The 23,770-nt window shown below is 61.2% G+C and carries 27 protein-coding genes; 11 read left to right on the forward strand and 16 right to left on the reverse strand.

Features of this window, described 5'->3' with window-relative positions; translation table 11 throughout:
* Positions 1–768: 768 nt before the first annotated feature.
* The 9 genes from QYH69_RS24125 to QYH69_RS24165 all read right to left on the reverse strand — a co-directional run bounded on the left by QYH69_RS24125 (position 769) and on the right by QYH69_RS24165 (position 8,216).
* Positions 769–1,584, reverse strand: a complete 816-nt coding sequence (locus QYH69_RS24125; protein ID WP_308834248.1) for a PRTRC system ThiF family protein — start codon at positions 1,582–1,584, stop codon at positions 769–771.
* Positions 1,581–2,219: a PRTRC system protein A gene (locus tag QYH69_RS24130; protein WP_308834249.1), complete on the reverse strand. Its 639-nt coding sequence runs from the start codon at positions 2,217–2,219 to the stop codon at positions 1,581–1,583. Before QYH69_RS24130 ends, QYH69_RS24125 begins: the two co-directional genes overlap by 4 nt.
* On the reverse strand, positions 2,216–2,950 hold the full coding sequence (locus QYH69_RS24135) for a PRTRC system protein B (protein WP_308834250.1): 735 nt from the start codon (positions 2,948–2,950) through the stop codon (positions 2,216–2,218). The genes QYH69_RS24130 and QYH69_RS24135 overlap by 4 nt, the downstream gene beginning before the upstream one ends.
* An 11-nt stretch (positions 2,951–2,961) precedes the next feature.
* Complete coding sequence (locus QYH69_RS24140) at positions 2,962–4,110, reverse strand: PRTRC system protein F (protein WP_308834251.1); 1,149 nt, start codon at positions 4,108–4,110, stop codon at positions 2,962–2,964.
* 99 nt (positions 4,111–4,209) lie between these two features.
* Positions 4,210–4,428, reverse strand: coding sequence for a PRTRC system protein C (locus QYH69_RS24145; RefSeq protein ID WP_308834252.1), 219 nt, complete (start codon positions 4,426–4,428; stop codon positions 4,210–4,212).
* Between the two features lie 8 nt (positions 4,429–4,436).
* Complete coding sequence (locus QYH69_RS24150; protein ID WP_308834303.1) at positions 4,437–4,922, reverse strand: PRTRC system protein E; 486 nt, start codon at positions 4,920–4,922, stop codon at positions 4,437–4,439.
* A 77-nt stretch (positions 4,923–4,999) separates the two neighbouring features.
* Positions 5,000–6,667, reverse strand: coding sequence for a PRTRC system ParB family protein (locus tag QYH69_RS24155; RefSeq protein WP_308834253.1), 1,668 nt, complete (start codon positions 6,665–6,667; stop codon positions 5,000–5,002).
* Positions 6,668–6,885: 218 nt separating this feature from the next.
* The gene (locus QYH69_RS24160) at positions 6,886–7,839 is read right to left on the reverse strand and encodes an N-6 DNA methylase (RefSeq protein WP_308834254.1); all 954 of its coding nucleotides are present in this window, start codon (positions 7,837–7,839) and stop codon (positions 6,886–6,888) included.
* Entirely contained in the window at positions 7,836–8,216 is a 381-nt protein-coding gene (locus tag QYH69_RS24165) for a hypothetical protein (protein WP_308834255.1), read from the reverse strand. The genes QYH69_RS24160 and QYH69_RS24165 overlap by 4 nt, the downstream gene beginning before the upstream one ends.
* A 56-nt stretch (positions 8,217–8,272) precedes the next feature.
* On the opposite strand from QYH69_RS24165, the gene QYH69_RS24170 reads away from it, so the two are divergent.
* The 5 genes from QYH69_RS24170 (at position 8,273) to QYH69_RS24190 (ending at position 11,905) form a co-directional block, all read left to right on the forward strand.
* The gene (locus QYH69_RS24170; RefSeq protein ID WP_308834256.1) at positions 8,273–8,521 is read left to right on the forward strand and encodes a hypothetical protein; all 249 of its coding nucleotides are present in this window, start codon (positions 8,273–8,275) and stop codon (positions 8,519–8,521) included.
* A 497-nt stretch (positions 8,522–9,018) separates the two neighbouring features.
* A complete protein-coding gene (locus QYH69_RS24175; protein WP_308834257.1) occupies positions 9,019–9,216 on the forward strand; it encodes a hypothetical protein in 198 nt (65 codons plus the stop codon).
* A gap of 54 nt (positions 9,217–9,270) precedes the next feature.
* The gene (locus QYH69_RS24180) at positions 9,271–10,509 is read left to right on the forward strand and encodes a DUF1173 family protein (protein ID WP_308834258.1); all 1,239 of its coding nucleotides are present in this window, start codon (positions 9,271–9,273) and stop codon (positions 10,507–10,509) included.
* Positions 10,510–10,650: 141 nt separating this feature from the next.
* Positions 10,651–11,070: a hypothetical protein gene (locus tag QYH69_RS24185; RefSeq protein WP_308834259.1), complete on the forward strand. Its 420-nt coding sequence runs from the start codon at positions 10,651–10,653 to the stop codon at positions 11,068–11,070.
* Positions 11,071–11,233: 163 nt separating this feature from the next.
* On the forward strand, positions 11,234–11,905 hold the full coding sequence (locus QYH69_RS24190) for a Lar family restriction alleviation protein (RefSeq protein WP_308834260.1): 672 nt from the start codon (positions 11,234–11,236) through the stop codon (positions 11,903–11,905).
* A 164-nt stretch (positions 11,906–12,069) separates the two neighbouring features.
* Here QYH69_RS24190 and QYH69_RS24195 read toward each other — a convergent pair whose 3' ends face one another.
* Complete coding sequence (locus QYH69_RS24195; protein WP_308834261.1) at positions 12,070–12,381, reverse strand: hypothetical protein; 312 nt, start codon at positions 12,379–12,381, stop codon at positions 12,070–12,072.
* Between the two features lie 451 nt (positions 12,382–12,832).
* Complete coding sequence (locus QYH69_RS24200; RefSeq protein ID WP_308834262.1) at positions 12,833–13,960, reverse strand: helix-turn-helix domain-containing protein; 1,128 nt, start codon at positions 13,958–13,960, stop codon at positions 12,833–12,835.
* A gap of 1,074 nt (positions 13,961–15,034) precedes the next feature.
* On the opposite strand from QYH69_RS24200, the gene QYH69_RS24205 reads away from it, so the two are divergent.
* The 4 genes from QYH69_RS24205 (at position 15,035) to QYH69_RS24220 (ending at position 17,002) form a co-directional block, all read left to right on the forward strand.
* Positions 15,035–16,057 carry a PRTRC system protein D gene (locus QYH69_RS24205; RefSeq protein WP_308834263.1) on the forward strand — a complete coding sequence of 341 codons (1,023 nt, stop codon included), beginning with the start codon at positions 15,035–15,037 and terminating at the stop codon, positions 16,055–16,057.
* A 14-nt stretch (positions 16,058–16,071) separates the two neighbouring features.
* On the forward strand, positions 16,072–16,392 hold the full coding sequence (locus QYH69_RS24210; protein WP_308834264.1) for a hypothetical protein: 321 nt from the start codon (positions 16,072–16,074) through the stop codon (positions 16,390–16,392).
* A gap of 215 nt (positions 16,393–16,607) precedes the next feature.
* Complete coding sequence (locus tag QYH69_RS24215; RefSeq protein ID WP_308834265.1) at positions 16,608–16,754, forward strand: hypothetical protein; 147 nt, start codon at positions 16,608–16,610, stop codon at positions 16,752–16,754.
* A complete protein-coding gene (locus tag QYH69_RS24220; RefSeq protein ID WP_308834266.1) occupies positions 16,754–17,002 on the forward strand; it encodes a hypothetical protein in 249 nt (82 codons plus the stop codon). The genes QYH69_RS24215 and QYH69_RS24220 overlap by 1 nt, the downstream gene beginning before the upstream one ends.
* 398 nt (positions 17,003–17,400) lie before the next feature.
* Here the strand turns inward: QYH69_RS24220 and QYH69_RS24225 are convergent, their stop codons facing one another.
* The 5 genes from QYH69_RS24225 to QYH69_RS24245 form a co-directional block, all read right to left on the reverse strand.
* Complete coding sequence (locus QYH69_RS24225; protein WP_308834267.1) at positions 17,401–18,540, reverse strand: primase-helicase zinc-binding domain-containing protein; 1,140 nt, start codon at positions 18,538–18,540, stop codon at positions 17,401–17,403.
* Positions 18,541–18,754: 214 nt separating this feature from the next.
* Positions 18,755–19,318: a single-stranded DNA-binding protein gene (locus QYH69_RS24230; protein ID WP_308834268.1), complete on the reverse strand. Its 564-nt coding sequence runs from the start codon at positions 19,316–19,318 to the stop codon at positions 18,755–18,757.
* A gap of 14 nt (positions 19,319–19,332) precedes the next feature.
* Positions 19,333–20,013 carry a hypothetical protein gene (locus tag QYH69_RS24235; RefSeq protein ID WP_308834269.1) on the reverse strand — a complete coding sequence of 227 codons (681 nt, stop codon included), beginning with the start codon at positions 20,011–20,013 and terminating at the stop codon, positions 19,333–19,335.
* Positions 20,014–20,146: 133 nt separating this feature from the next.
* Positions 20,147–20,575: a hypothetical protein gene (locus tag QYH69_RS24240; RefSeq protein WP_308834270.1), complete on the reverse strand. Its 429-nt coding sequence runs from the start codon at positions 20,573–20,575 to the stop codon at positions 20,147–20,149.
* A 123-nt stretch (positions 20,576–20,698) separates the two neighbouring features.
* A complete protein-coding gene (locus QYH69_RS24245) occupies positions 20,699–21,025 on the reverse strand; it encodes a hypothetical protein (RefSeq protein ID WP_308834271.1) in 327 nt (108 codons plus the stop codon).
* Between the two features lie 472 nt (positions 21,026–21,497).
* On the opposite strand from QYH69_RS24245, the gene QYH69_RS24250 reads away from it, so the two are divergent.
* Both QYH69_RS24250 and QYH69_RS24255 read left to right on the forward strand, forming a co-directional pair.
* Positions 21,498–22,190 (forward strand): nuclease-related domain-containing protein, encoded by a 693-nt coding sequence (locus QYH69_RS24250; RefSeq protein WP_308834272.1) that lies wholly within the window; start codon positions 21,498–21,500, stop codon positions 22,188–22,190.
* 256 nt (positions 22,191–22,446) lie between these two features.
* Entirely contained in the window at positions 22,447–23,748 is a 1,302-nt protein-coding gene (locus QYH69_RS24255; protein ID WP_308834273.1) for a hypothetical protein, read from the forward strand.
* Positions 23,749–23,770: the final 22 nt, after the last annotated feature.

Consider the following 23,770-nt stretch of genomic DNA (forward strand, 5'->3'; position numbering starts at 1 on the left):
GTCGTAACGCTCGTCATTTTCATCTTCCCGGCACCCACTCAACTTGGCTGCCCGACCTATGCAATCGAGCCTGGATAGGAAAGCCTCTCGTGAGAAGAACGATATCGAAATCTATAACACTGGCTGTCGCCATCATTGCGGGTGTGCATGCAATCGGCAGTTTCTCGGTGCTGTTTTCCAGCCACTTTTTTGAAGGATTGATAAGCCTGTTAATTTCTGGGGCAATTGCCTGGTTTGCCTGGAGGCGATATCAGTCTTTTCGCAGATATCAGGCACAGACATACGATTGGTACATCTCGGCGCACCCGGTGCGTTCTGGTTCCGGTAACCGGCCCGAGTGCCTGAAATGCGGCAGCACCTACGTGCAGGCGCGTAGGCTCATGCTGCACACCTTTACGGTAGAGCATTCGTGCGGTACTTGCGGGACACCTTTGTATTTTTCCGAAGAACGATAGGTGCCTTCGTTCTGCGACGCGGCGTTATCTCTGCCCGCTAAAGCCGCAAAAAAAAGCGCCGTCCCTTCAAGGGAACGGCGCTGGATCATAGAACGAAACTGCGCATGCGTAGTCATGGACAATCAAAACACTCCGACTTTCCCTTCGGCGTCGTCTTCCCACTCAATGCACAAGCGCGCAGGTGCTGCCCCGATGTACGAGACGCTTCGACAGCCCGCGCATTCGGCAACGATGCGCACCGTCTCGTCAGCCGTCAAAAGCCTGAACGTATCCGCGCCGCAGCTAACACAACGCATCGGTTTCGCTTCGGTTGTCACGTCGTGGCTCCCTTGCGGGGTTTCCGCGACTTTTTCACCGGCGCCGGCGGCGCGTCATAACCAAAACGCCCCCATGCTGCGGCGTCAATCGGCACCGGATTCGTTCGCCCCGTTGCGAGGTTTACGAATACGGCCGAATACGACAGCGTCCCGGTCCGGAAAAGCGTCCACAGCAGATTGAACGCCTGCACGGCAATCGCCTGGTTAATCACCAGCGACTGCCGGCTCAGCGCCTCGGCCATGGAGCAAGAAGGCGTATCGTCGCCCCTGTCGTTCTTTGCATTCAGCAGATCCGGGAACAGGTCGCCCACATGGGGCAACCGGTCATGCCGGGCCTTACCGAATTCGCCAAGCACGACCTGGCCACGATCCGTCTCGTTACCGCAGTCAAGGTAATAGCGGCATGACCCGCGCTGCGCCGCCTTCACGATTGCATGCCGCGCGCGACGCGAGTCGACGCAGCCCACTACAATGTCAGCACGGATACGGGTGCTGGAATCGACCCGCTGCGGCAACGCCGTCCAGTTCGTACCCATGAGATGGTTTAACCGGTTGACGAGCAGCAGCGCCTTGTACTGACCGACGTCGCACGGATAGAACCCCTGCCGTCCGACGTTCGTCTCGCTCACCGTATCATCATCCAGCACCGTGCAGTCGATACCGCCCGGATGCCCGAGGGCCATCATCGCATGATGCAAACGCGCGAGGCTGGGCAGAAACGCGCTGCCCGTCCCCCCTGCGCCGACAACAACGACATGCCATGGCTGCGTCACCATCTGTTGCGGGATGCGATGAATAATCGGTTCCATCATCGCACCGCCGCATCGAGCGCCGCCGTCCAGGCCTGCGGCAACTGATCAAACTTCTCGAACCGCCCGTTGATGCACAGTCGCAGCGCCGTCGACGTCCTCTCACCATCACAATGGCCGAGCACGAACGCGAACTTCACGTCATGCCGGTCATCGTCGTTGTCGGTACGCGAGAAATACGCCCCGCCTGTGCCGTGCGAGTGGCAGTCGACCACGCAGTGCTCACCGTCGCGCAAATCCGGGCGCTGATAAACCAGATGGCCCGGGCCACGGGATGTCGCTTCGAGCTCGACGAGCCTGAAGAGACGCGTGACGGCGTCCCATATGACCCACGCTCCCGTTTCGTCCGGGCATGCCCGGCGCGCCTGAGACCGGAAATCAGCAAGCAGCGACGGTGGCACCGGCGGACACAGCAGCTCGGTCGCTTCTACCACCTTGCCGTATGGCACGGCGGTCGCGACGTTCCAGAGCGCGAGGCACCGCACGACACGAAGCCATGGACGCAGCACTTCAAGATAGACGCCATCGGCGGCCACCAGCAGACGCTCACCCGGTCGGACCATCTGCGCCACGCTTTCGCGCGACGGGACCATCACGGTCGGAAACGACGCCTGAAGCACGGTATCGACAGGATTCATACACGCCCCCCGAACTTGCCGGCAACCACCTGCTGTGCCGACGCCTTCATGGGCACGAGTACCTCTTCCGGATAGCCTTCAGCAAATCGTCCATCCAGCATGTCCCGCCAGAACGCGTATTCGCCGTTCGGGTAGCTCACGCGCTTGCCACCAGCATTCGGATGCGTGAACGCCGAATCAAAGAAGCCCGCTTCCCAGCCCGCGATCGACTTCACGTCGATGCGCTTCGGGACGCGCGCCGTGCCAATGCAGATCCGCCCGTGGTCCCACGTGTTGAAGTAGGGAGGCTCGAAGACCGGCGTGTCGGGTAGTGGCCGGGCTGCGCCCTTCACCGCGAACACCGAGAAGCCGTCGACGGCCGCACGGAAGATCAGTCCCGGGTGCGGAACGATCGCCGAGCGCTCGCCATCAAGCTCCTCGCACCTGAAGAAAACACGGCGCAGCGCCGGCGGGCACCACCAGGTCACCGCCTTCGGCGACAGACCGATGACGTTGCCTGGCAGGAACTCCGCCTTCGGCGCCGCCGCCTCGTTGATCTGCCTGAGTGCCAGCAGCAGCGCATCACGATCGAGCGGCTGGCCCGCGCCGATGACCGGGCGGGCAGTTTTCGGATCAACGAGAACCGGATGCACCGTTGCATACTTCGCGGCGCCATCTTCGCTTGCGTACAGCAGCATTGCGGAGCGCAATGCAATGTCGGCCCCGGTGGGGCCAGTCACGATTGAAGTCATGTTTATCCAGATCAGTAGAGGGGAACGCTTACCAGCGACAGCAGCGTGTCGAGGCATGCGAGCACCCGGAGTGCATGGGCCCAGTCCGTGTACTGCGTACGGATGGCTTTTGAAGTCGAAGCGAGCGGGCTGAAACCGAGATACGTGGTTCCGTCACCGCTGTTGCCGGCATTGTCGTAATGGATGTCGAGCAACTCTTCCGTCCACCCATTCCACTGGTAGACCAGCGTGCAGGGTGCGTAGACAGGGTTGGTGAAATAGCTGATGTGCAATATGTCGCGCTTGCGATGCGTGGGCATCAGTGCCTCGAGCGCGAGCAGCGCAGTACAGACACGACGCGGAAGGCCCGTGAGCCGGTTGCGCAGAGCACGCAGACCGGACGGGCTCAGGTAATCGGCGTACTGCGGCCGACACCTGACCACACGAAACTCCGGCGACATGTCATCGGGCTGGATGACCGGCCGCACCGACGATGGAAGAAACCGGGCAAGCGCCTCTCCATCATCAAAGCGGTCCTTCAGCAGCTCCGCCGCGTCCTTGTCCGTGATCGACTCGTCGCCGTCCCAGTACCAGCAGGAAAACTCGTACATGAACCAGTCCGGCGCGCGAATCCACATCGTCTGCGCGCCGGCCCTGAAGATCGCCGATATCACGGTGCGAAGCAGCAACGGGTGCGCTGCGCGCAGCTGGTCGGCGACCGGCGCCATGGCATAGACGTGGTCGTCGGGCAGCTCGATGCCAAAGAAAAGCGGCGTGGGATCGTCCGCACTGGTCTGTGAACTGTCGCAGTGTTCCGTGTATTCAAGCACCGCGGCGGAATCGAACAGGACCGGCGCGAATGTGAGCCGCTGGAACGTCGCTGGTACCTGGCGGCGGTACCACGCGAAAAACGCCTGCTGGAATGCGTCTGCCGCGCTCGTGGGATTTTTAACGTCGTAGGCGCGTAGCGGCCCGTACCGGAACTGCCGCTCGACCAGTGCCGTTACCGACGCCGGCTCGCGGAACTTCAGGAACGCCGTTGACGGTACGTCGTGCGCAACGGCGGGAAGCGTCAGAAAACCAGAGGCAGGTCGACGTCGGGAAGGGGCAAGGGCGCACGGTTGCCCGCGGTCGCTGCCCTCTCCGATGCCGTGATCAGTTGATGCAGGATCGAACAGCATTTCTCGTTGTCCTTGTGAGAAACAAAAACCGCCCTTTCGGGCGGTTGCTTGGAGTTGAGGAAGCTGTCCGGGTCGGACAGCAGCCTGAGCAGGGTGGTCCTACGCATGGGCGCCCTTGGCACCGGCCGCACGGACGAACTTGTAGCGGGCCACCTCCCCGCCAATCTCCGGGCCGTCAACCGTCGCGGTCGTCAGTTCCGGGTACTGCGCGGTATAGAGATCACGCACCTGATCCGGCGAGAACGTCGGACCAGGGTCTAGCAGGTTCACGCCGTTGTAGGTGAATTGGCGAATCAGGGCTGCAATGCTGATGGACATGGGTGACCTCACAGAAGGCTGAGAAGATCGGTACCGGTGTTGCCACCGGCTGCGGGTGCGGCTCCGGCGGCTTCGGACGCGGCCGGCGATGCGTCTGTCGATCCCGCGTCAACTGCGGCAGGCCCCGTCGCATCGTCGTCATCGTCGTCTTCCTCGCTCTCGCCGGATGAAGCGGGCGTCGCCTTCTTTCCACCCTTCGTGAGCGCCTTCTGCGCCTTGCCAGCCTGTGATTTCTCGGCGGCCTGCAGGATCGCCGTCGTTGCGGCGACCTGCTCATCGAGCGAACGGTGAGCGGCGGAAAAGGACTGAACGGCGGCCGCAAACCCTTCATCGAGTTCAACAGGCAATCCGTTGAGTACGAGCGGCTGCCGAAGCACGGCTTCTTTCGAATCGCCCCGCGGCACGACGACGACCACCATCCTCTCGCCATCCATCTTCAACGAGAGCGACAGTTTGCCAATGGCGCGTACCATCGGCTCCAGTATCTGGAACATGAGAAACACTCCTTGAAAAAAAGAACGCCGCGCAGTGGCGGCGTCAATCAGAAAGCGGCGGCAAGGCCGCCGGGGAATCAGAATCTGAGGACCTTCGGCAACCTGCCCGTGTAGTCGAAACCTTCGACCGCGAGCAGCGCCTCGATGACCTCGCCCTTCGACTTTGCAAATACCTTCTTGAAGTTCTCGCCGAGCGCTGCGCGGATGCCCAGCTCGTCCGCGACAACCATCATTTCCGACTTCGTGATGAGCTCGAGGAAGTCTTTGGAGAGCTTCCAGTGTTTCTTCAGGTCGAGCTTGTGATGCCTGCATAGCTGCGTGAGGTAGCTGACATCGAGCCCCTCGATCGCGGCGAACGTGATGGCGAGCATCAGGTTCGACTGGATCTCGGCGCTGGTTGCCTGCACGGCGGTGGCTGCCCTGGCCAGATCACTTACCGGGGGCTTCTCATCAGTCAGGCGCTCCCAGAAGGTGCTGAACGCCGTGTCGCTGATCTGCCGTGAGTGCCCCGATAGCACGATCGCAATCAGGTATTGCCGCGCCAGTTCGCTGTTATTGCCGATGTCTCGACGCAGCGCCTTGCGCCAGAGCGCAACGCGATACGCCTTGACCCGGTCCGACTCGGCAACGACCGTGACCGATATATTGGTCCCTGCCGGCGACGCAGCAGTGCTACCTGCCTTTGCGGCCTGCTTCCTGTCGTCGCCCTTCGACGCAGCAGGAGCGGCTGCCGACTTTTCGGCGTTGATCCGCGCAGCAACCTTCTTCATGTTGCAGACAGTGTCGAAGCACTGGCCACGATAGACCTTGCCCAGGGAATCGGGCAGGCCACTGACGGCTACGCCGTAGTTCTGGCAGGCGTGGCAGGCTTTCGCCTGCTCCTCACCGACGCCGTTCGCTCCTTCGACGGCCAGTTGCGTGCGGGTATGGTTATCGCCCGCGCGCACGATACGCACGACCGGAAACTCATCTCGCAGGCCTGCGGCCGTCGCTTCGAGCTGCTTCTCCGTTTTCTCGTTGAAGCACGCCCGGTTCGTACAGTTGCCGGAAGCGATCGACTCGCCGAAGAGCGCCGATTGCGTTGCCGAATTGTGCGGACACGCCGCACAGTCCGTCCTGTCGAAAATGGCCGCCGACAGCACGCACGAAGCGGCCTCGATCACCTTCTTCAGTTCCTGCACCGTGCGCTTTTCGGCGACGATGACAGGGAGCAGTGCGTCCTGCTTGTCCTTCGCCAGCGCCGCGAGCAGCTCGGCGTGGGCAATGTTGATCTGACGTTCGCTCAGTGCATCGAGCACCGCCTTCGAACAGTTCAGTAGCGCGAGACGGCTATCCAGTGTCGAGCGTGACCAGCCAAGCATCCTGGCCACCACATCGCGATCGCCACCATGCAATCCGAGAAGCTCGGCGGCATCGACGGCTTCTTCAGCAGGCGAGAGGTTGTCCCGCTGGATGTTCTCGGTGAGCGCAATACGCCGCGTTTCGACGTCATCGACGTCCTTTACAACGATGGGCATCGCATAGTTTTCGCCGTGCGCTTCCATGGCCGCGCGATAGCGGCGGCCACCAGCGATCACCTCATAGTCACAACCGTCCTCTGTAACAGGACGGACGAGGATCGGCGTGTCAACGCCGTGCTCGCGTATCGACGCGGTCAGTTCCGCCAGTGCCTTCGGATCGAAGTAGCTCCGCGGATTGCGGCCAGGCCTGATACGTTTAAGGGGAGCAGTAAGTTGCTGTTGCATTGCAGGTTCTCCTGAGTGGGAACCTGCCCCCGGGTCGGGAGAGGCTCCCGATGGGGTTAAGATGAATGCCGGGTGTTCCGGCTGGCTCGATGCGTCAGCGACGCGATGGGTGAAACAACGATACCTGCGGCGCGGCGCTCCAGATCATCGGAAACCGCGCAGATTCATACCGGCTTTTGCCGGAATGAAAAAAGCCCGGCGCAAAGGCCGGGCGTGGATCAGAAAAGAGACAGCTGGTCGATCGCGTCAAACATGCGCTGTGCCGGTGTCGCCTGCACAGCGTCCTCGAACAGATCGGTCACAGATGTGCCCGTAGCCGCTGGCGCTTCGGCTATCGCGATATCGCCGTCGACCGGTTCCTGCGAAGCGGGCACCACATCTTCAGCGGCCTCGCTCCGCCCGTCGGGCGTCGCGACCGGATCTCCATCAGTCGCTTCGAGGCGGGCGCGCAGCTTCCACCGCCATCCCCCCAGGATATGCGCAGGCGTGTACCACAGCCCCCACACCTGCGCGGACAGGGCATTGCCATGCACGACAATCGCCGGAATATGCAGCAGCGACAGCTGGACATAGGCCATGTGAACGCAGCACGGGTCGATGTCGATACACGTTGCATGCAGTGCGCGCTGATAGTTGAACCCTGCGTCGTTGAGCGACTCGGCCGCCGCGATCACCATCCCGGCGGCACCGCATGCAGGCTCCTGGAGGCGCATGAAGCCGTGGGCCTTCACCGCATCGCCGCCGTCGCCGATGATCATTTTCGCCATGAGGCGCGAGAGTTCATACGGCGTGAAGAACTGGCCGGCGCGGTCATTGCCGAGCTCCAGCATCATGTAGGCAGCGCCGAGCACGTCGGTGAGGCCAGCGCCGGCAACACGCATCTCCTCGACGCGCTTCTCGAACGAGAGCACCAGTTGCGCGAACATCCGGGCAAAGCGATCGATCTCGTCTTTGGTGTACTTCCCGACAATCTCGAGGTATCGCTTTTCCCGCACCTGAAACTGCGGCTGATCGACGCTGTTGCTGATCGACAGCGCGCAGATCTCGACGAAATCGGAAAACACGCCATGCAGGTGATGACGCTGCGAGAATTCGCGGATCAGCTTCACCAGTTCTCGCTGGTGTTCGTCCGCGGTGGCATTGTGCTTCGAGACAGCGCTCCTGCGACTCATCGTCCGTCTCCGGCCACCACACGACGAAGCTGCGTGTCGAGCAGCTCTGCCAGATGATCGAAATCGGGAACGGTGCCCTCGCGCAGCGAGCGCTCGATATCAATGCGCACCAGTCCGCGCACGAAGCTGCGGCTAACCGCAGGCATTGCTGCCGGCGTGGCGTATCTGCGTCTCGTCTTCTCGACGATGCGCTCGACAAGCGCGCGATAGACATGCCGCAGTTCGGCCATCGTCGCCGCCGTCGTCGGCACCCGGATGATCCGACGGCTCGGGTCGACGGCGCCGAGCGTGTGATCCTCAATCCGGGCGAGCGCGTAGTAGCTGCGCCACGCGGCGGTCTGCGCGTCGATAAACGCATTCACAAGCTGGTTGTACATGTCTGCTCCTGGAGAGCCGACGGGCATGCCCCGATGGGGTATGCCCCGTCGGGAAAATGAAAAAGATGCGGCTATACGCCGAAGTGATGGCGAACGCGGCGACGGCGTTCGGCGAAAGGACGACCGCACGTCACAGCAAGCGGCGCGGTCCCAACGAGACAACGAAGGGCTGCGGTGCGGCAGTACGTCGAATAACGGTGCTTCGCCCTGATGATCCTGACCAGCTCCTGATCGGGCAGGCCGTGCAGCAGATAGATCTGCATGCCAAGGCGGAGGATTCGTTCACGGTTCATGGTGCGTCCTGAAAGACGGGAGCACCCCCGCAACGGGTGTGTTCCCGTTGTGGGTTGAGACGAAGATGGCGTCCGCGAGGCGGACAGTGTCGATGCGTCGATGACGCGCAATGCCATTCAATCGTAGAGGCATGCGTGCGCCGCGCAAGCGCGAATGCACACGAATACCGTGCCGCTTTGGGTTGCGACAACGCAGACGGCTCACAGCAGGATGTCCACAGAATCCGTGGACAACCTTGTGGATATCGCGCACCCGATGCCGTACGTCGCGGCCAGCGCCTGGTCTGCCCAAAGATTGCGCAGCAGGTAGCCCGTCAACCGGTTGACGGCCTTGACCCGGAATGCTCGACGAAACCATATAGCTTTTGCCGTTAAGCTCACGCCTCTGCGCCTCTTCCGTTCAGCGTCAAAGCCGTCGCCTTTTGCACGCCTTTTGACCACCTGACAGCGATAGGCACGCGCCAGAATCAGAGACAGGCGAAAGTGCCGAGGCACATCCGGACAGGCTCATGACCGAAACAGATATTCAGCCAGAACCCGATTCGCTCGTATCGCGGCGTGTCTCGTTCCAGACCGCACCCGGCAGCTTCGGTGAGGGAACGGTGCTGCTCCACGACCTGAGCACCGACATCCTCGTAGTGCTCGACGACCTGGACGGCTCGCACTGGAAAGGTCCTGCGGAACTTGCCGACCTGGTCGATCAATAGCTATCCGTACGACGGCCGCCCGCGCGCGGCCCGTTTCGGAATGGGGGATACCACATGGCACATGTATCTTTCGATGGCGGTACGGTTCCGCTCGATGACGTTCAGGAAAATCCCGCGAAATATGCCCGACGTCTAGAACGCACGAAGGTCACACCCGGCTTCGCGCTGTGCCTGTGCAAGCCCGCCAATGCCAGTCTGCGCCTCGTTATCCGCCGCTACCGCAGTCTCTTCCACCTCGCTGGCTGGCCCGACGATGGCCATAGGCACGCACCCGACTGCGCGTTCTTCAAGGACCCGAACCGCCGCCCGCTGCCGGGCTCAGGCGATCCGAAGGCGGCGATCGTTGCAACGCCCGCGGGCCTGAACATCAGGCTCGACGTCTCGCTGACGCAGCGCGAGGTCCGTCCGGATCGCGGCAAACCTGCTTCGCCTTCCGGCACCCGCACGAGCCGCCGCTCCGCCACCCTGCTCGCGTTCCTGCAGGCGCTCTGGGCCGCTGCCGGCCTGCACTGCTGGAACGGCCTCGCCACAACCCGCCATTGGGGTCTTTGCAACGCGCAGCTGCTGGGTGAACTCGGCGACGCCATCGTGAACGGGCGTGGTGCGCAGGACGTCCTTCATGTCATGCGCCGCTACCAGGAAGCTGACCGCGCCACGATCAACGCCGAGTTCGACGCGTTTGTTGCCGGACTCCGGAATGACAGCGGTGGTGTAACACGCGGCGTGCTCGTCGGTGAGATCGCCGAAGTGGCTCCCACCCCGTATGGGCATTCGCTGATGCTGCGGCAGAACCCGCGAAAGTATTACGCCAGCACCGCGCTCGTCGACCACGCTTCAAAGACCTGGCCGCATGCATGGAAAGCCCTGGGCGACCGCGCCGCGCGCATCGTCGCTGTCCTGCTTGTCGAACGAACGGTCAAGGGACATCTGCGCGTCGTGGGCCTCGCGCTCATGCTTTGCTCGAGCGCATATATTCCGTGCGATTCGATCCACGAGGTAGCAATGGCTAACCGGCTCGTCGCGGAGCATCGATCTTTCGAAAAGCCGATGCGGCTTGCGGAAGGCGATGACATGCTGCCTGACTTCGTGCTGCGCGATACCGAGCCCCGCACCCATATCGAGGTCTATGGCATGAATGGCATGGACTCGTACGAAGCGCGAAAAGCGGAGAAACGGGAACTGCGGCGCCAGCGCGGTATTCCTGCTGTCGAATGGGACATCGACCGCACCGAACTTTCCACCATCGCGCTGCCGCCGACCGTTCATTCCCGCGCCGCGAACTTGACTTCGTAGTTGGCCACGTAACGTGGATCGTGCGCAATTCGCGCTCCCTTCAACGGCAGCTTCCAGTACGAGGACAGCATGCAAGGCAAATCCTTTTTCATCGACCGCGTCGTATCCCGCTCGCGCGAGTGGCAATGCCGGTTTCCCGCATTGGTAGCGGCCGCACATGACACGAGATCCATTTCGGGCGGCCGGCAGATCGTTGCGGCGGCAACGGACGAAACCGGAATGCGGTGCGCATTTTTCAGCAACTACGGCTCGCTGCTCGACTTCCGTTCAACGTGGGCGGAACTCGCGCGCGCAAAAGCCTGGTGGCATTTCGTGGCACGCTGGAATTTCTTCGTGTTCGCCGGCGATCGCGACATAGCGACGACAGGCCGACTTGGCCCGCCTATCGAGCGCGCGATCGCACTGGGAGCCGACGAGGTGTCTCTCGCCAGTGACGCCTCCTTCGTTGAATTTCTCGACCTTGCGGAAGCGCGTGCGCGTCGCACCCTCAGCCCCATCGCGCCATACAACAGCAACCAGAGCATCGGTCGCATCGCCGGTACCCTCATTGCCGCCAGCTAGCATCAGCAAAAGCTTCCTGGCTCGCGAAGCAAAACGTATGACGAATTCGCTGCCTGCGGCAACCATGTGAATTGACGGCGTTCTAAGGCGATTCTCGGGGTTTGCGAAACGCGATGAAACGGCAATAATGCCTTTCCCGTGCTAACCCACCGTCCCCCGAGAGATGATCGAACAGCTTTTCCCCTGCCCGCACTGTGGCGGACGGCCCAAGGTCGGCCGCTCCCAGCGCGTCGTCGCGCGCTTTGGCGACGCGGAATACGACTACAGCGAGTTTGGAAAGGATGCAGGCCCCCCGAGGCTTGGCGATACGTTACCGCGCCCACTCACTGCGCCGCAGACCGAAAAGCTCGTTTCCATTTTTTGCATGGAATGCGGCGTTACCACGGACTGGGAATCGGTCGGAGACAACGAAAAAGCGGCCCTGGAGCGTTGCGCGGCGGTGTGGAACCGTAGGCTGGACCGCCCCGCGACCACGAATGGCAGTCTGCAGGATCTCATCGAAAAGGAAGTGGGTGCGTGCGACGTCCAGTACGTGCTTAACCTGCTTGCGCGCAATGAAGGTGACTGGGCCGAGCGGGGGCCGATCTTCGCGCAGCTCGCGCAGCGACTCGTTGACGCCACCGTCGTCACGATCGATTCGTGGCCCATCGACCCGGTCCTGCACGACGCAGCGCGTTACCGCAAGCTCATGCAACTTGCGAAGTGGGTCGACATCGACGGCGAACGGCACATCCAGTTTCCGAAGGTACCGACGCCGCGCGAGCACAATGACATGCTGTTCGAAGATCGGATCGCGGCTGCAATCGACAGCATGCCCGATCGGGATCGCTGGTGACCCGTTACCGTCATTCAAGCTCTCACAGCTCCAGGTCTGCTTCCAGCGGGGAACGGCCATTCGGTCGTTTAGATCAACGGGTGCGCTCGGCCTTTGTGGAAATTGCTCGTGGTGGATTCAACCAGTTCGCGGCGACACAGTGTCGCCGCCGCGCTTGTTGTCTTTCACAGCTTGCCATGAGCGGAAAGAATTTCGAATACCCGCACCGCCTTATCAAACGCACATTTAATAGCCGCTTCGGCACTGTCGTGTACGCAGCGTGCGATGCGTTTCACTGCGTGCTCCGCGGACCGGGTTTCAAGGCGAACCTCGTACAGGCTACTTCCTGAGCGCTGGTCCACATGCTCGATCACCAGTTGACAATCCGAGATGTAGGTACTGTACGGTAGAAGGCGCAATAGTTGCACGGCCGCTTCTGCCTCGAGACATGCGGTTTGAGGGAGACCGAGATAGGCTATTTGCAGTCCAATTCCCATCACTGCCTCCCAATCCAAAACGTCGAATCTTGCGAACGCTGGTAGCCGTCAATCGCATCATCGCGCCGACCGAGTTGGGTGGGCTGACGCAGATCAACGAAAACCCGACTCGACAGCCTAGGGCGTAACCGGTGCTCATCAATTACCTGTCCGTCCGCGATCGTTAAGGTTCATTCGACGCCTGCCGGCACGCGCGGAGGCATTCACATTCCTGCGGCCGATGGCAGGCATCGAATAAACCTTAACGAGAAGAGGCTTCCGCGCGGCAACGAACGAAAAAAAGCCGGCGCGAAGCCGGCTTCAAAGGGTTCTAGCTAATTCCGAGGGCCAACGCCAGAACCTGAGAGACAACACATTGTGCCGACATCTACCCTGCGCTCGCGCCAATAAGGTGGTCGTTTTCACCGCCATTTGAGCTCCGCATGTTTCCACATGATTTCGCGACGTCGCCTCAAGCGCTAAGCGCACGATATAGCGCCTGTCGTGATATGCCGAGCTCCGCGGCCGCGTGCGTCTTGTTGCCGTTCGCACGCTCGAGCGCCGCGCGCACCTGGTCGCCCGTCACCGCATCCCGCTTTTTCCTGTCCTGCATCGCGAAAGTCGACAGGTAGGCGTTCGCCTTCGTCCTCCGGCTGTGCCCGGCCGCCGCCACGACCTGACGCATCGCTTCGAGATGTCGCTCCGCATCGGGACGCTCGTCGGCACCCTTGACCGGCGCCGGCACACCACTCACACGCTCGTATAGCGTTTGCAGGAAGGCGTGCCGCAGCCCATGGCTCGTGATGCCAAGCCCCGCCTTCGTTACGCCGTGTTTATCCAGCACGTAGTAGTACCAGTCACGCCATTGCCGCAATGTCCGGTCAGCCGGCACCGTCGAGCCGGTCATCCCGTTCTCGAGCAGCGCGGCCTCATGCAGGATCTCGAGCTTAGCCTCGATCGGAACTTCACGCGCCCTCCCGCCCTTTGTGCCGCGCGTCACCGACAGCATGCGCGGATTTCGCACCGCTTCGGCCGGGCGCAGCATGAAGCTCTCTTCGACACGCAGGCCGAATGCGGCCTGCAGCTTCAATTGCACCGCTGTCCGTGGGCACGTCCGTGCGATCTCGGCAATCTTCTCCTCCGCGTCGACGTCGTGTGCGGACCACGACTTGTCCTCGGTCGCGACGTATGAACGCACAAGTCCGTTCTCCCGCCTGTCTACATAATCGCCCAGCGTGAGAACCAGGTTGGGCTTGCCGACCCACTCCGCGAGCGCGCGCAGGTACGTCAGCTTGTTTTCGATCCGGCCCCCGCTTTGCCCCTTCCCGACCCACAGTTTCACCAGGAACTCGACATGCTTGTGTTTCAGCGACCACGGCGTCTGTGGCGCATAGCCATGCTCGCGCAGTTCCACAAATGCCTTGCACAAGGCGCTTGCGCGCTGTTCCTGCGTCTTGATCGATAGCGCCTTCCGGCTCACGCGGCTTTTGCTATGGATGTCCGCCACGTGTGTATCGAGCAGGTTGATCAGCTCCTCGGCGAACGCCGCCGGCAGCCGGTATGCGCGGACAGTTGCCCGCACGTTCAGGATTGCAGCCATGCGTTTTCTCCATATTCGTTGTTGGCTCGCCTGCGAGAACCACCGGCACCCCTACCTGATGCCGAGTTGGTCCTCGCCGCGTGTGTATTCGTCGCCGCGCAACGCGGCTTCGCCTATGTGCCCCGGCGCGGGGTCCTGCGCTTCCTGAACCTTTAGCGATTCCATCCGATCAGCCAGCGACACGGGAAGTGCGTGCGCTTGGACTGTCCAACCTGCTGCCTTCATCGCGACATCCGCGCTTCGCGCATGGTGTCGCCGATGATCTGCGCGGGACGTGTGTCCGGCGCTGCGCGCAAACCGCTGCGCGCGTACAGCTTCGTGGCTACCCTGCCAGCCGGACGCTTGCGCGTCTCGGCGCGTCATCCGCGTGGCGGTGACCGCGCCGGGCTATGTGCCGGGCAATTCCTGTTGCGTGTTCGGGTACGGTACGCCCACCGTTATCTCTTCCGTCCGGGGAGTCGCGTTCGCCGGCGTTGCCAGCCCGCAGGACCTCCCCCGCCCCCAAGCACACTCACCTCGGCCGCTGTGTATCGGGCTTCCTGAGTGCACCCAGCATCGTTCGCTGAAAGGGCGCGCTTAGACGCACAAGGCGCGGTGCGAACTGTCCGACTGTCCGCCTCCACATTCCCTCATGTGTGTACACGGCGCAAAACCGCCGCCGATCGTATGGATATCGCACTCTCCGGTGGTCCTCACCCTGGATCACTGGGGACTTGATGTGATTGAAAAAAAAGCCGCGTCACTGTGCGGCCCTGGTCACTTTGTTGATTCAGGCGAGTGAGAGCCTGACTGAAGACGAGCGGAGGCCTTCGCACTCCGTTTCGATGCGTCCATGACGCGGTAGGTGAATGAAGCATAGGGCAATGTCACAGACCGGGACGGCCGAAAGCAGGGCTGATGCGGCATGCTTTGGATGACTTGACATCGTATCGCGCTGGCTAGACTGGACAAGGCCAAACTGACACTTAAGTGTCAGTTTGCGCGGCGATCCGCATGCGCCGCGCGCGAAGTGACACTTAAGTGTCAGTTATCTGTCACTTCGCGGCTCTGATGACCTGAACCCAAGGAGCGCTCTTGAAAACCACAGTCTTCGCCGTCGATGTCGGATACGGCAACACCAAGTACGCCTATCGCGCGGCCAGCGGCACGGTCGCGACCGGCATGTTTCCGTCGCTCGCGCCGCTCGCTGCGAGCCGCACCCTTTCCGGCTACGGCGAAAACGTCCTCGCCTCGCGCAAGGTCGCGATCATCAGCGTCGAGGGCGTCGAGTATGAGGTCGGCCCGGATGTATCGCTCACCGCGGCGTACGGCAATACCGGGCGCGCACTGTCGAACGATTTCGTGCTCTCCGATAACTACGCTGCCCTGCTTGCAGGAGCCATGCATTTCTCGGGCGTCGCGCATATCGAGCGGCTCGTGCTCGGCCTGCCCGTGCACAACATGCAGCGCTTTTCGACAGCGCTGAAGGAGCGCTTCGCCGGCGAGATCGATGCCGGCAGTCACCGCGTCACCATCGAGAAGGTCGTCGTCATTCCGCAACCGCTTGGCTCGCTGGTATCTGCGTCCGGCAACCGGCAGAACGAGTTTGGCCGGGACAGCGCCCATCTGGTGGTCGACGTCGGCTATTTCACCACCGACTGGGTGTATGCGAACGGCTTCACGATGGACGACAAACGCAGCGGCGGCATCCCGGGCGGCGCATCGCAGATCTATCAGCGGATCGCGAGCCTGATCGCGCGCGATGAAGGTGAGGCTGTTGAAGACATCGAGCGGATCGACAAGGCATTGCGTGAGCGCACGCCCTTTTTCTTTTACGGCAAGGACATCGACCTTGATCCATACCTCGAGAAATCGCAGCCGCTTATCGCAGGCGTCGTGAAGGAAATGCAGAACAACGTCGGTCAGCTCACGAGTGTGCGCTCGATCGTTCTGTCAGGTGGTGGCGCCGCGCTGTATGCCCACGCGATCCGGCGCGCGTTTCCGCGTGTGACCATTGAAATGATCGACGCGCCGTGCCTCGCCAATGCCAAGGGGTTTCTCGTCGTCGGCGAAGCGGGACTGGCGCATGAGCGTCTACGCGACAACGCGAAGGCGTGATGGACAAGTTTCCGATGAAGCTGGTCATCGATCCGGTGACCACGCCGCTGCTGCACGCGAAGCTTGCCGAGGCGCGCACCCCACGTGAGCGCGCCTCACTTCTGCGCTCGATTGCCGAAGCGGCACTCAGGCTGCAGTTCCCTGAACCTTCAACGCATGCGCAACAGGCAAAGAATATGGCCGCGACTCCCCCCGCTAGTGACGCCGGCCCCGGCACATTCTTGCTACAACACGCTGTTGCGCCCGCGGATGCGCACACGAATCTTTCCAACGAAGGCGCAGGCGGGACGTTCGATTCGGCAGGCATCGCTGACCAGCTCTCCAGTTTTTTCTAGCCGGGACCGAGCCATGACTTTTTCCTGTCGGGCTGGCATACGTCTTCCACCTTATCTACGGAGAGCCCTTTAGAAATGCATCCTTTCCGAAAAATGGCTGCATTCTGGTGATAAGAAAGTGCAGCGCCTTGACTTCGCTGCACGTCTGCAATGATGGGTTATGGCATCGGTGTTCACGACGCGACGCGTCGCGCGCCGGTGCGAGGAGACACCTGATGGACATGCTGCATCAACTGCTTCAGCACCTGGCGCCTGGCGAGCCCCGCACCTGGCTCTTTCTCGCGGTCGTCGTCGCATGCGGCGTTGCTGGCTGGTATTGCGCCGACTTCCTGTTTGACATGCTTGAGCGCAAGGAGGATTAATGGATACGCTGCTGCACTACTATCAGGCATTCAATCGCCTGCCGTTCGTCGCGCGCCGCGCCGTGCTTACGATGCTGTTCTTTGCTGTGCTCATCTTCGGCGTCAAGGTCCAGCCGCTGAGCAACGATCTCGCAGGCCTGGCATTTCTCGTTGGTTGGGCCGCGTTCGTGTGGGCAACCGGCCTCTGGATCGTTCTGCGGGGCGCGCTCGTCGTGCTCAAGTGGTTTCTGTGGTTGCGCTACTGGTAGGCGAAGATGCAACGGGCGAAAAAAAAGCGTCTCCCGGATGGGAGACGCTTTCGTTCAAGGGATCGTTTCCTAGTGCGGTCTCGAAGCCGCCACAAGCGCAAGACGCTGCGTGCAAAAATCCCACGCGTCGAAAAATGACTGGTCGCGGCACGCGTAACGCGTGTTGCCCGCAACCGTCCGGTCAAGCACATCAAACGCCACTGCATCAGACTTGCCTACAGGTTGACGTCCACCCGCAGCGCCGTTCGTTGCGATGATTGCGAAGCCGCCTACAAGAACACGGAAAGCACTCATTCCAGACTCCATAGGAAAAGGCCCGTGGCTGTCTCCCGATGGGGAGATCCCCACCGGGTGATTGAAAAGATGGCCAGCGCACTGGCCCGAAGAAACTCAACCGCTCACGCCGCAATCGCCGGAACCTGTGTTGCAGGCACCGTCGGCATGCGCGGTACCGCAGGCACATCGTTGTCACACTGCACGCGCCATTCATCGGCGAAGTCGGTGCCGCGCACCCGTGGCCGATGAATAATTGCCACGTACCCTTCGGCGCGAAGCCGCTTTGCCAGCTCGACGCCGGCGAACACACCCGGCGACTTTCCTGTCTTCGGGTCCACGGCATCGAAATCAACGAAGATGTGCACGACGCGGATACCCAGACCTTCGGGCACGACGAACTGCTGCAGCAAGACACGATTGAGACAGTACCAGGCTGGTATGCCAAATTTCGCGAACGCTGCATATGCGTTCTCCAGGCCCTCCGCAACACCGATCTCGCCGTTGACCGGATCCATCAGTCGCACGGCGCCACCCGCAAGCGGGTTAAGCGTCATGTCGTTGAGCTTCGGTTCGAGAATCTCGCCGTCGCCGGAGACGATCTTCGCCTTCGCTGGCCTGATCCGGTCAAGAAACGTGCGATGCAGCGTGCCAAGCCGACCATCCGGCAACTCGTAGCGCGCGACGATGCCGGGCCAGCTGCCGATGACCTTCCTGTCATGCCGGTACTCAAGCATGCCGAGGCGTAACGCCGGCGACGGGGCAGCGCATAACCGTGGGACACGAGTGCCGAGGTAACGCATTGCCATGTCGCCACCCGATAGCGGCTTTGCGCTTTCCCACATCGAGTTCAGACGCCGGGCAACAAATTCAGGACTAGCCTTTCGCTTCGGCTTTGGTGCTTCAAGAGAGCCGGCGACAGGCAGTGGCCGCGGCGCTGGTGCGCCGTCGAGCTCGCGCATCAGACGGTACAGCCCCATCCGGTTGACCCGCGCGATCAGCTGCAATCCATCACCGGCCATCGGATTGCCATCGTTGCATTGACGGCAAACCCAGTCGCCGCGACCACGCTTGTTGTCGTAGGTAAAGCGATCCGTGCCGCCGCAAACAGGACATGCGCACGCGTTGCCGGTAAGCCGGTCCGCAGGCACACCATAGCTCACGAGCAGCGGGATCCACTGCTCAGCCGGGAGCGTGAATTCCCGCAGCTTGCGCTGCAACCATTCATACTTCTCGGGCGAAAGCCCTCCACCATTGAAACTCATGATCACTCTCCTTCAGGGAAGTGGGTTAGGTCGATGCCTGAGACAGGCGTGAGAACGCGTGCTCAAAGAAGCGGCCGAAGCAGGCGGCTTGTTTCAGCAGACGTCGGGATTGGGAAGGGAAGGAAAATGCGTCTGATGACGCGCCCGAAGGCGCGCCATCAGATCGGTGAGAAAGTTCGGGAGACGAAAGACGAACCGGTGAGGATGTTCGGGATCAGCAGACAGACCATGCGGCACGGGCATACGCCGGGCCGAACGGAATGTCGTCATCCATTTCGTCGAAGCCGCCACCAGCCGGCGCACGCATACCACCGCCGCCACCGTGAGATGGTTGAGGTGGTTGCGCGCGCGTGCCGGTAGCTGCCGGCGCCGATCGCGCTGGCGGCCGCACAGCTGCCCGCCCGCCCTGCTCGAAATCATTGCCGTTGCCGCCGTCATCGGTGCGGCGGCCGCCGAGCATCTGCATCTGGTCCGCAACGATCTCGGTCGAGTAACGGTCAGTACCGTCCTGCGCCTGCCATTTGCGTGTGCGGATGCGCCCTTCGATAAAGACAGACGAGCCCTTCTTCAGATACTCGCTGACTATCTCGGCTAGACGTCCAAAGAACGATACGCGATGCCATTCGGTCATTTCCTTCATTTCGCCCGACGCCTTGTCCTTGTAGCGGTCGGTGGTTGCGAGACGGATGTTGGCCACAGCGTCGCCGCTGGGCAGATAACGCACTTCGGGGTCCGCGCCGAGATTGCCGACGAGGATGACCTTGTTCACGGATGCCATTCAGGAAAGCTCCTTCATTTCGTAATTGACCATAACCACTTGTCCCAGAGAACCGGCTTGCCGTCGCGCATCCTTGGCTTGCCGGTCGCTTCGTCAAATGCCTGCACCTTGATCTTCTCGAGGCGGCGAACCGATACGACGTCGCCTACCTCGCAGCGCGCGGTAGCGATCGCATCCTTCAGGCCTTCACCCTGCAGGACGCGCTCACCTGTTGCGGTATCAACGTGCATTGCGAAGGACGTATAGAAGCGCGGGCCTGTCCCCTTGCGACGAGGAAACTTCTCTTCGCCCCATGACGTGATGCGTCCCACCACGACCGACGAATCGAGCGTGCCCGTTTGTTGCGGGCGCGCAGTTCGATGTGTACGTGGGAGTTCCGGCGCAGCCTGTTCATCGTTGTCGCGGTGTACCGCTTGCGCCCGTTGCTCAGTGTCTGTCTGCGCAACGACGGTTGCCGGTTGACCTGCGCCACGGATCGCAGCCGCGATCGCGTCCTTGATGCCACATCGGTGGATGCGCGTTTGCGCCCAGTGTGGTGTGAGATCCGGGAGGATCTTCAGGCCGAAGGTGGTCTCTTCGGTGTGTTCGTCAAACGCTGGCTGGAACTGCACGATGCAGTCGCCCTCATCGACGAAGAGATTGGGAACACCCGCTATCGTGACGTGCGTCTCGTTGAGCGCGCCCTGCCCGATCACCTTCGGCTGTTGCGCCGGCGCTGGCGCCGGTGACGTCACAGGTGCCGCGGCTTGCGCCGTCGGCGACGATCGCCCCGGAAACATTTCGCCGAGCACGCGAGCGAGAATGCCTGGATTTGCCATCGCATGTCTCCTACAGCAGCGTGCCGAAGCACATCGTCCGCAGGGAGCGAAGATCGTGTGCCAGCAGCGGTGTCGTGAGGATCACGTCCTGCAGGGTCTCCGGGTCGACGCCATTGACGCGGCACACGTATTCGTACGGCAACGCGCCATACCAGTAGCCCATGATCCAGCCGAGCGTGGCGTTGTAGTCGCCAATGTCGATCTTCACGTTGCGCAGACGTTCCGAGAGCAGGGTCGCACAGTCCATCAGCGACTCGGGCATGCTGTCGCCGCTCCGGCTGTCGCTCGCAAGCGATATCAGCGCATCGACCATTTTGTCGCGGACGGCCGCGCTCCAGAGGTACGGGTCAGGAAGCGGGTCGGGTTTGGGAGGTTGAATCAGGACCGGCGACGGGTCGCCGAAAATATCCAGCTGCCAGGCAGCCACATGTTGCTCCATGGGATTGCTCCGGTTGTTGCCGGCAATCCCATCTCCCGTGACCGGGAACGGATTCCCGGCAAGGGTTGAGACACCACCAGCGCGCAACGTGCGCACTGGTGGCGAAGAAAATGGGCAGCCCGGTTATCGGGTGCCCGTTCTGAACGGAATGACCACAGCCGACTTGGCGTATTGCCGGACCGGTGCAGGTGAAACACTTTCTTCAGGCATCGCGGCAGCTACTGGTGCAGCTGGCACAACCGGCCTGGCAGCTTCTGATCGTGCAGCTTCCGCATCAGCAGCTTCCAGTTCCTTCGCCTTCTTCTTCATGGTTTGAATGAAGAAGCGCACAGCAAGAACCGCGACAAATATTCCAACGAAGAAAGACATCGACGCCAGGTACAACACTAGGCACACGGCAAGCACCTTGCCCGGCGACGTGGTGGCATTTCTCAACAGAAGCTTCAGCATTTTTCTCTCCAGAAAAATTGGCACACAAGGGAATGTCCGGACAATCGTCCGGTTTTTTCGATGCTCGAATGAGCAGGGAAACCCGCGCGTGAAGCGCTTGCGTATTCGCCATCGACGAATGATGGACACGCAAATGCTTCGATGCGGGGGAATGAACCAAGGCGGTCAGTTACCGCGAGACTGGCGACGGACGTGACAAGACCCGCCGTTCCATTTCGATGCGTCGTTCGACGCGAGAGATGAACCGAGATTAATGCCTGTGTGCGGCTATCGCAGCTTCGAATGCTCGACAAAGCGGTACCGCTTTTGAAAACGGGCGTTGTCTTTCCATCCGCTTTCACACAAGCCTTAAAAGCTCGACATTTTGTGGAGCTTTCCGGATTGAGGCCGTCAACCGGTTGACGGCCTCGCAGCAAACTTGACTTTGATTTGCGCGGTTCACACTGGATCCGTCATCACCACGGATCCAGTCATGACCGCCTTTGTCCTTCTGCTCATTCTTGGTTTTATCGGTTACTGCGCTTCGGGTAAAAGCCGCAGACTCTTTTCCTTGTGGCGCATCCCACGACCGCGGACCCGCGCCGAGGTCTCCGGCGATGCCGGAGAATCCGTCGTCGACGCTGAACTACGCCGCGTACTCACGTGGCTGTGCGGCGAGGACTTCTACCTTCATCCTGGTCCTGTCGTCCTGCACCACGCGCCAGGCACCGCGTTCCCCACCGCCGAGATCGATCACCTTGCCGTCACGCCGTTCGGGCTCTTCGTGTTCGAGACGAAAAACTGGGTCGGCCATATCGAGCCCGGCCCCGATGCCGACTCGCTGCTGAGAATTGCGCCAGGCGGCGCACGCGAGTCGCGTCGCTCACCGCTCAGGCAGAACCGCTCGAAGGTCGCGTTCCTGCGCGGCGTGATGCCTGGAATGTGGCCTGTCGAAGGCTTTGGTGTGTTCGCATCCGAGCAGTGCTCGCTATCCGCGGCGCTGCCGCCGACGCTCATCCACCGTCGCGATATCGCCTATGCAATGCGCATACACATGCATCGGTATGAGGCGAAGGGTCTTAAGCGGGTCAACGTATCTGCTGCATGGCATGCAGTCCTTGCGGTCGCGGATATCGATCCGGCAACCATCGAAGCGCATCGTTCACGTGTCCGTTCGAAACGGTAACCCGTGAGGCAAGGGTTACTAAAGTTTTCCCGGTCTTTGCCGATGCTCCGGCCTTGCCTTAGGCAAAAGCTTCGCCTTAAACCGGAAAGCCACCTGTTTCTGGGCCTCTTTCGGTCCCTGTGAGGCGAAAACACCGCGTATTCTGGCAGCACCCGAAGGCCCGGGTATCCACAGAACAGCAGAGATGCGTGCATTCGCATTCGACTGCATGTTGCCGTCGTACGCATGTTCCACGCTAGAAAATGGAGTGAGCAGCATGAGCAGCAAGAACCCCAAGAAAAATCCTGCATCAGGTTCCAGCGATGATTTTGATCCGACCCGTCGCGAGGACGATGACGACGCACAAGGGAGCCAATCCGGCGGCGGTGGCGCGCTTGTGCCACGGCCCGAACAGTCTCCGGCGCTGTTTGCGGATTTCATTCCCGACGGCCACGCGCTAAGCGTTGCCGCGCATCAGGCATTCGGAAAGGATCTTCCCGAAGACATCATTCGAACCATTGTCCACGAAAGCGAGGAGATCGCTCACTCGACGCGCCGGATCATGGAAGAGCACATGCGCATCGGGGGCAGTGTCGTCCGCATCATGGCCCGGGTCCAGAGTCACCTGATCAACCAGCTCGGCAAGGACACGCAGGCCGTGCGGGATAAAGCCGCCAAGCTCGTCTATGACTATGTCGAGAAGGTGTTTCGCCGCAAGCGCACGACAATCAAGATGTACATGTATTGCTACGGCAAGTTCGCAAACAACGCCGAGGCCATCCAGGTTCTCGGATACAGCGACATGTCAATGCTGATTCGCGGAGACACGCCGGACGAGGTCGTTGACATGGTCATAGAGGCGCGCAAGGAAAATCCGGACCTGTCGAAGCTCGACGTCAAGAAGCTCATCGACGGGTACAGGAAAGCGCAGGAGCTGCTGACCCAGAAGGACACGGCCATCGACGACGCCACGGTTGAACTGGAGAACGTCGTCGGCCGGCTCACCCAGTCCGAGCTTGAAAACAGGCGCCTGGTGGCGGCCTACGAAAAGTTGCAGCAGGATCTCGTACGCAACCGGGAAAGCGCGGAAGCAACGCGCGTTGCAATGGGATCGGTCAACGGCCAGATCACGGCGCTTCAGCAGCAGCTCGCCAATACGGAGCGAGAACTGGATGCGCGAACGCGCGCACTCAAGGAAGCGTCCGCAAGAGTGGAGACAAAAGAAGTGGAGGTCCCCACCGTGCCGAAACCATACACGAACCTGCAGGAAGCCATCGAGACGTCACTTGCACAGCTGAAAGAACTCAATGGTCAGATCGACGCGAAGAAAACCGAGCTTTCAGTATTGCAGGAAAAGCATGAGGCGGAAGCGGCGGCAGCCCGAGAAGGCGAAGCGCTCGAGAAGATGTTCGACGGGCTCATACAGAAATTTGGCGCATTCGTACAGGACTACCACAGCACCCAACTGCTCGTGACCGCGAACGGATTGCCGGCGCGATTTTCGTCCCTCATGCACGCGCTCTCTGATCTCGTAGGCAAATTCCATATTGAATTGCAGGCCGCCCTCCGGGTTGCGTAACGGGAATTCCGAAACACAAACA

This window comes from Paraburkholderia sp. SARCC-3016, from assembly GCF_031119615.1.
GTDB lineage: Bacteria > Pseudomonadota > Gammaproteobacteria > Burkholderiales > Burkholderiaceae > Paraburkholderia.

Coding starts and splice junctions, on each gene's coding strand:
- QYH69_RS24165 (WP_308834255.1), bottom strand. CDS start 8,216: ATGTACAACCAGCTTGTGAATGCGTTTATCGACGCGCAGACCGCCGCG.
- QYH69_RS24180 (WP_308834258.1), top strand. CDS start 9,271: ATGGCACATGTATCTTTCGATGGCGGTACGGTTCCGCTCGATGACGTT.
- QYH69_RS24195 (WP_308834261.1), bottom strand. CDS start 12,381: ATGGGAATTGGACTGCAAATAGCCTATCTCGGTCTCCCTCAAACCGCA.
- QYH69_RS24130 (WP_308834249.1), bottom strand. CDS start 2,219: ATGAATCCTGTCGATACCGTGCTTCAGGCGTCGTTTCCGACCGTGATG.
- QYH69_RS24150 (WP_308834303.1), bottom strand. CDS start 4,922: ATGTTCCAGATACTGGAGCCGATGGTACGCGCCATTGGCAAACTGTCG.
- QYH69_RS24215 (WP_308834265.1), top strand. CDS start 16,608: ATGGACATGCTGCATCAACTGCTTCAGCACCTGGCGCCTGGCGAGCCC.
- QYH69_RS24225 (WP_308834267.1), bottom strand. CDS start 18,540: ATGAGTTTCAATGGTGGAGGGCTTTCGCCCGAGAAGTATGAATGGTTG.
- QYH69_RS24210 (WP_308834264.1), top strand. CDS start 16,072: ATGAAGCTGGTCATCGATCCGGTGACCACGCCGCTGCTGCACGCGAAG.
- QYH69_RS24245 (WP_308834271.1), bottom strand. CDS start 21,025: ATGCTGAAGCTTCTGTTGAGAAATGCCACCACGTCGCCGGGCAAGGTG.
- QYH69_RS24140 (WP_308834251.1), bottom strand. CDS start 4,110: ATGCTGTTCGATCCTGCATCAACTGATCACGGCATCGGAGAGGGCAGC.
- QYH69_RS24175 (WP_308834257.1), top strand. CDS start 9,019: ATGACCGAAACAGATATTCAGCCAGAACCCGATTCGCTCGTATCGCGG.
- QYH69_RS24230 (WP_308834268.1), bottom strand. CDS start 19,318: ATGGCATCCGTGAACAAGGTCATCCTCGTCGGCAATCTCGGCGCGGAC.
- QYH69_RS24250 (WP_308834272.1), top strand. CDS start 21,498: ATGACCGCCTTTGTCCTTCTGCTCATTCTTGGTTTTATCGGTTACTGC.
- QYH69_RS24190 (WP_308834260.1), top strand. CDS start 11,234: ATGATCGAACAGCTTTTCCCCTGCCCGCACTGTGGCGGACGGCCCAAG.
- QYH69_RS24240 (WP_308834270.1), bottom strand. CDS start 20,575: ATGGAGCAACATGTGGCTGCCTGGCAGCTGGATATTTTCGGCGACCCG.
- QYH69_RS24200 (WP_308834262.1), bottom strand. CDS start 13,960: ATGGCTGCAATCCTGAACGTGCGGGCAACTGTCCGCGCATACCGGCTG.
- QYH69_RS24135 (WP_308834250.1), bottom strand. CDS start 2,950: ATGACTTCAATCGTGACTGGCCCCACCGGGGCCGACATTGCATTGCGC.
- QYH69_RS24125 (WP_308834248.1), bottom strand. CDS start 1,584: ATGATGGAACCGATTATTCATCGCATCCCGCAACAGATGGTGACGCAG.
- QYH69_RS24160 (WP_308834254.1), bottom strand. CDS start 7,839: ATGAGTCGCAGGAGCGCTGTCTCGAAGCACAATGCCACCGCGGACGAA.
- QYH69_RS24170 (WP_308834256.1), top strand. CDS start 8,273: ATGAAAAAGATGCGGCTATACGCCGAAGTGATGGCGAACGCGGCGACG.
- QYH69_RS24255 (WP_308834273.1), top strand. CDS start 22,447: ATGAGCAGCAAGAACCCCAAGAAAAATCCTGCATCAGGTTCCAGCGAT.
- QYH69_RS24145 (WP_308834252.1), bottom strand. CDS start 4,428: ATGTCCATCAGCATTGCAGCCCTGATTCGCCAATTCACCTACAACGGC.
- QYH69_RS24220 (WP_308834266.1), top strand. CDS start 16,754: ATGGATACGCTGCTGCACTACTATCAGGCATTCAATCGCCTGCCGTTC.
- QYH69_RS24155 (WP_308834253.1), bottom strand. CDS start 6,667: ATGCAACAGCAACTTACTGCTCCCCTTAAACGTATCAGGCCTGGCCGC.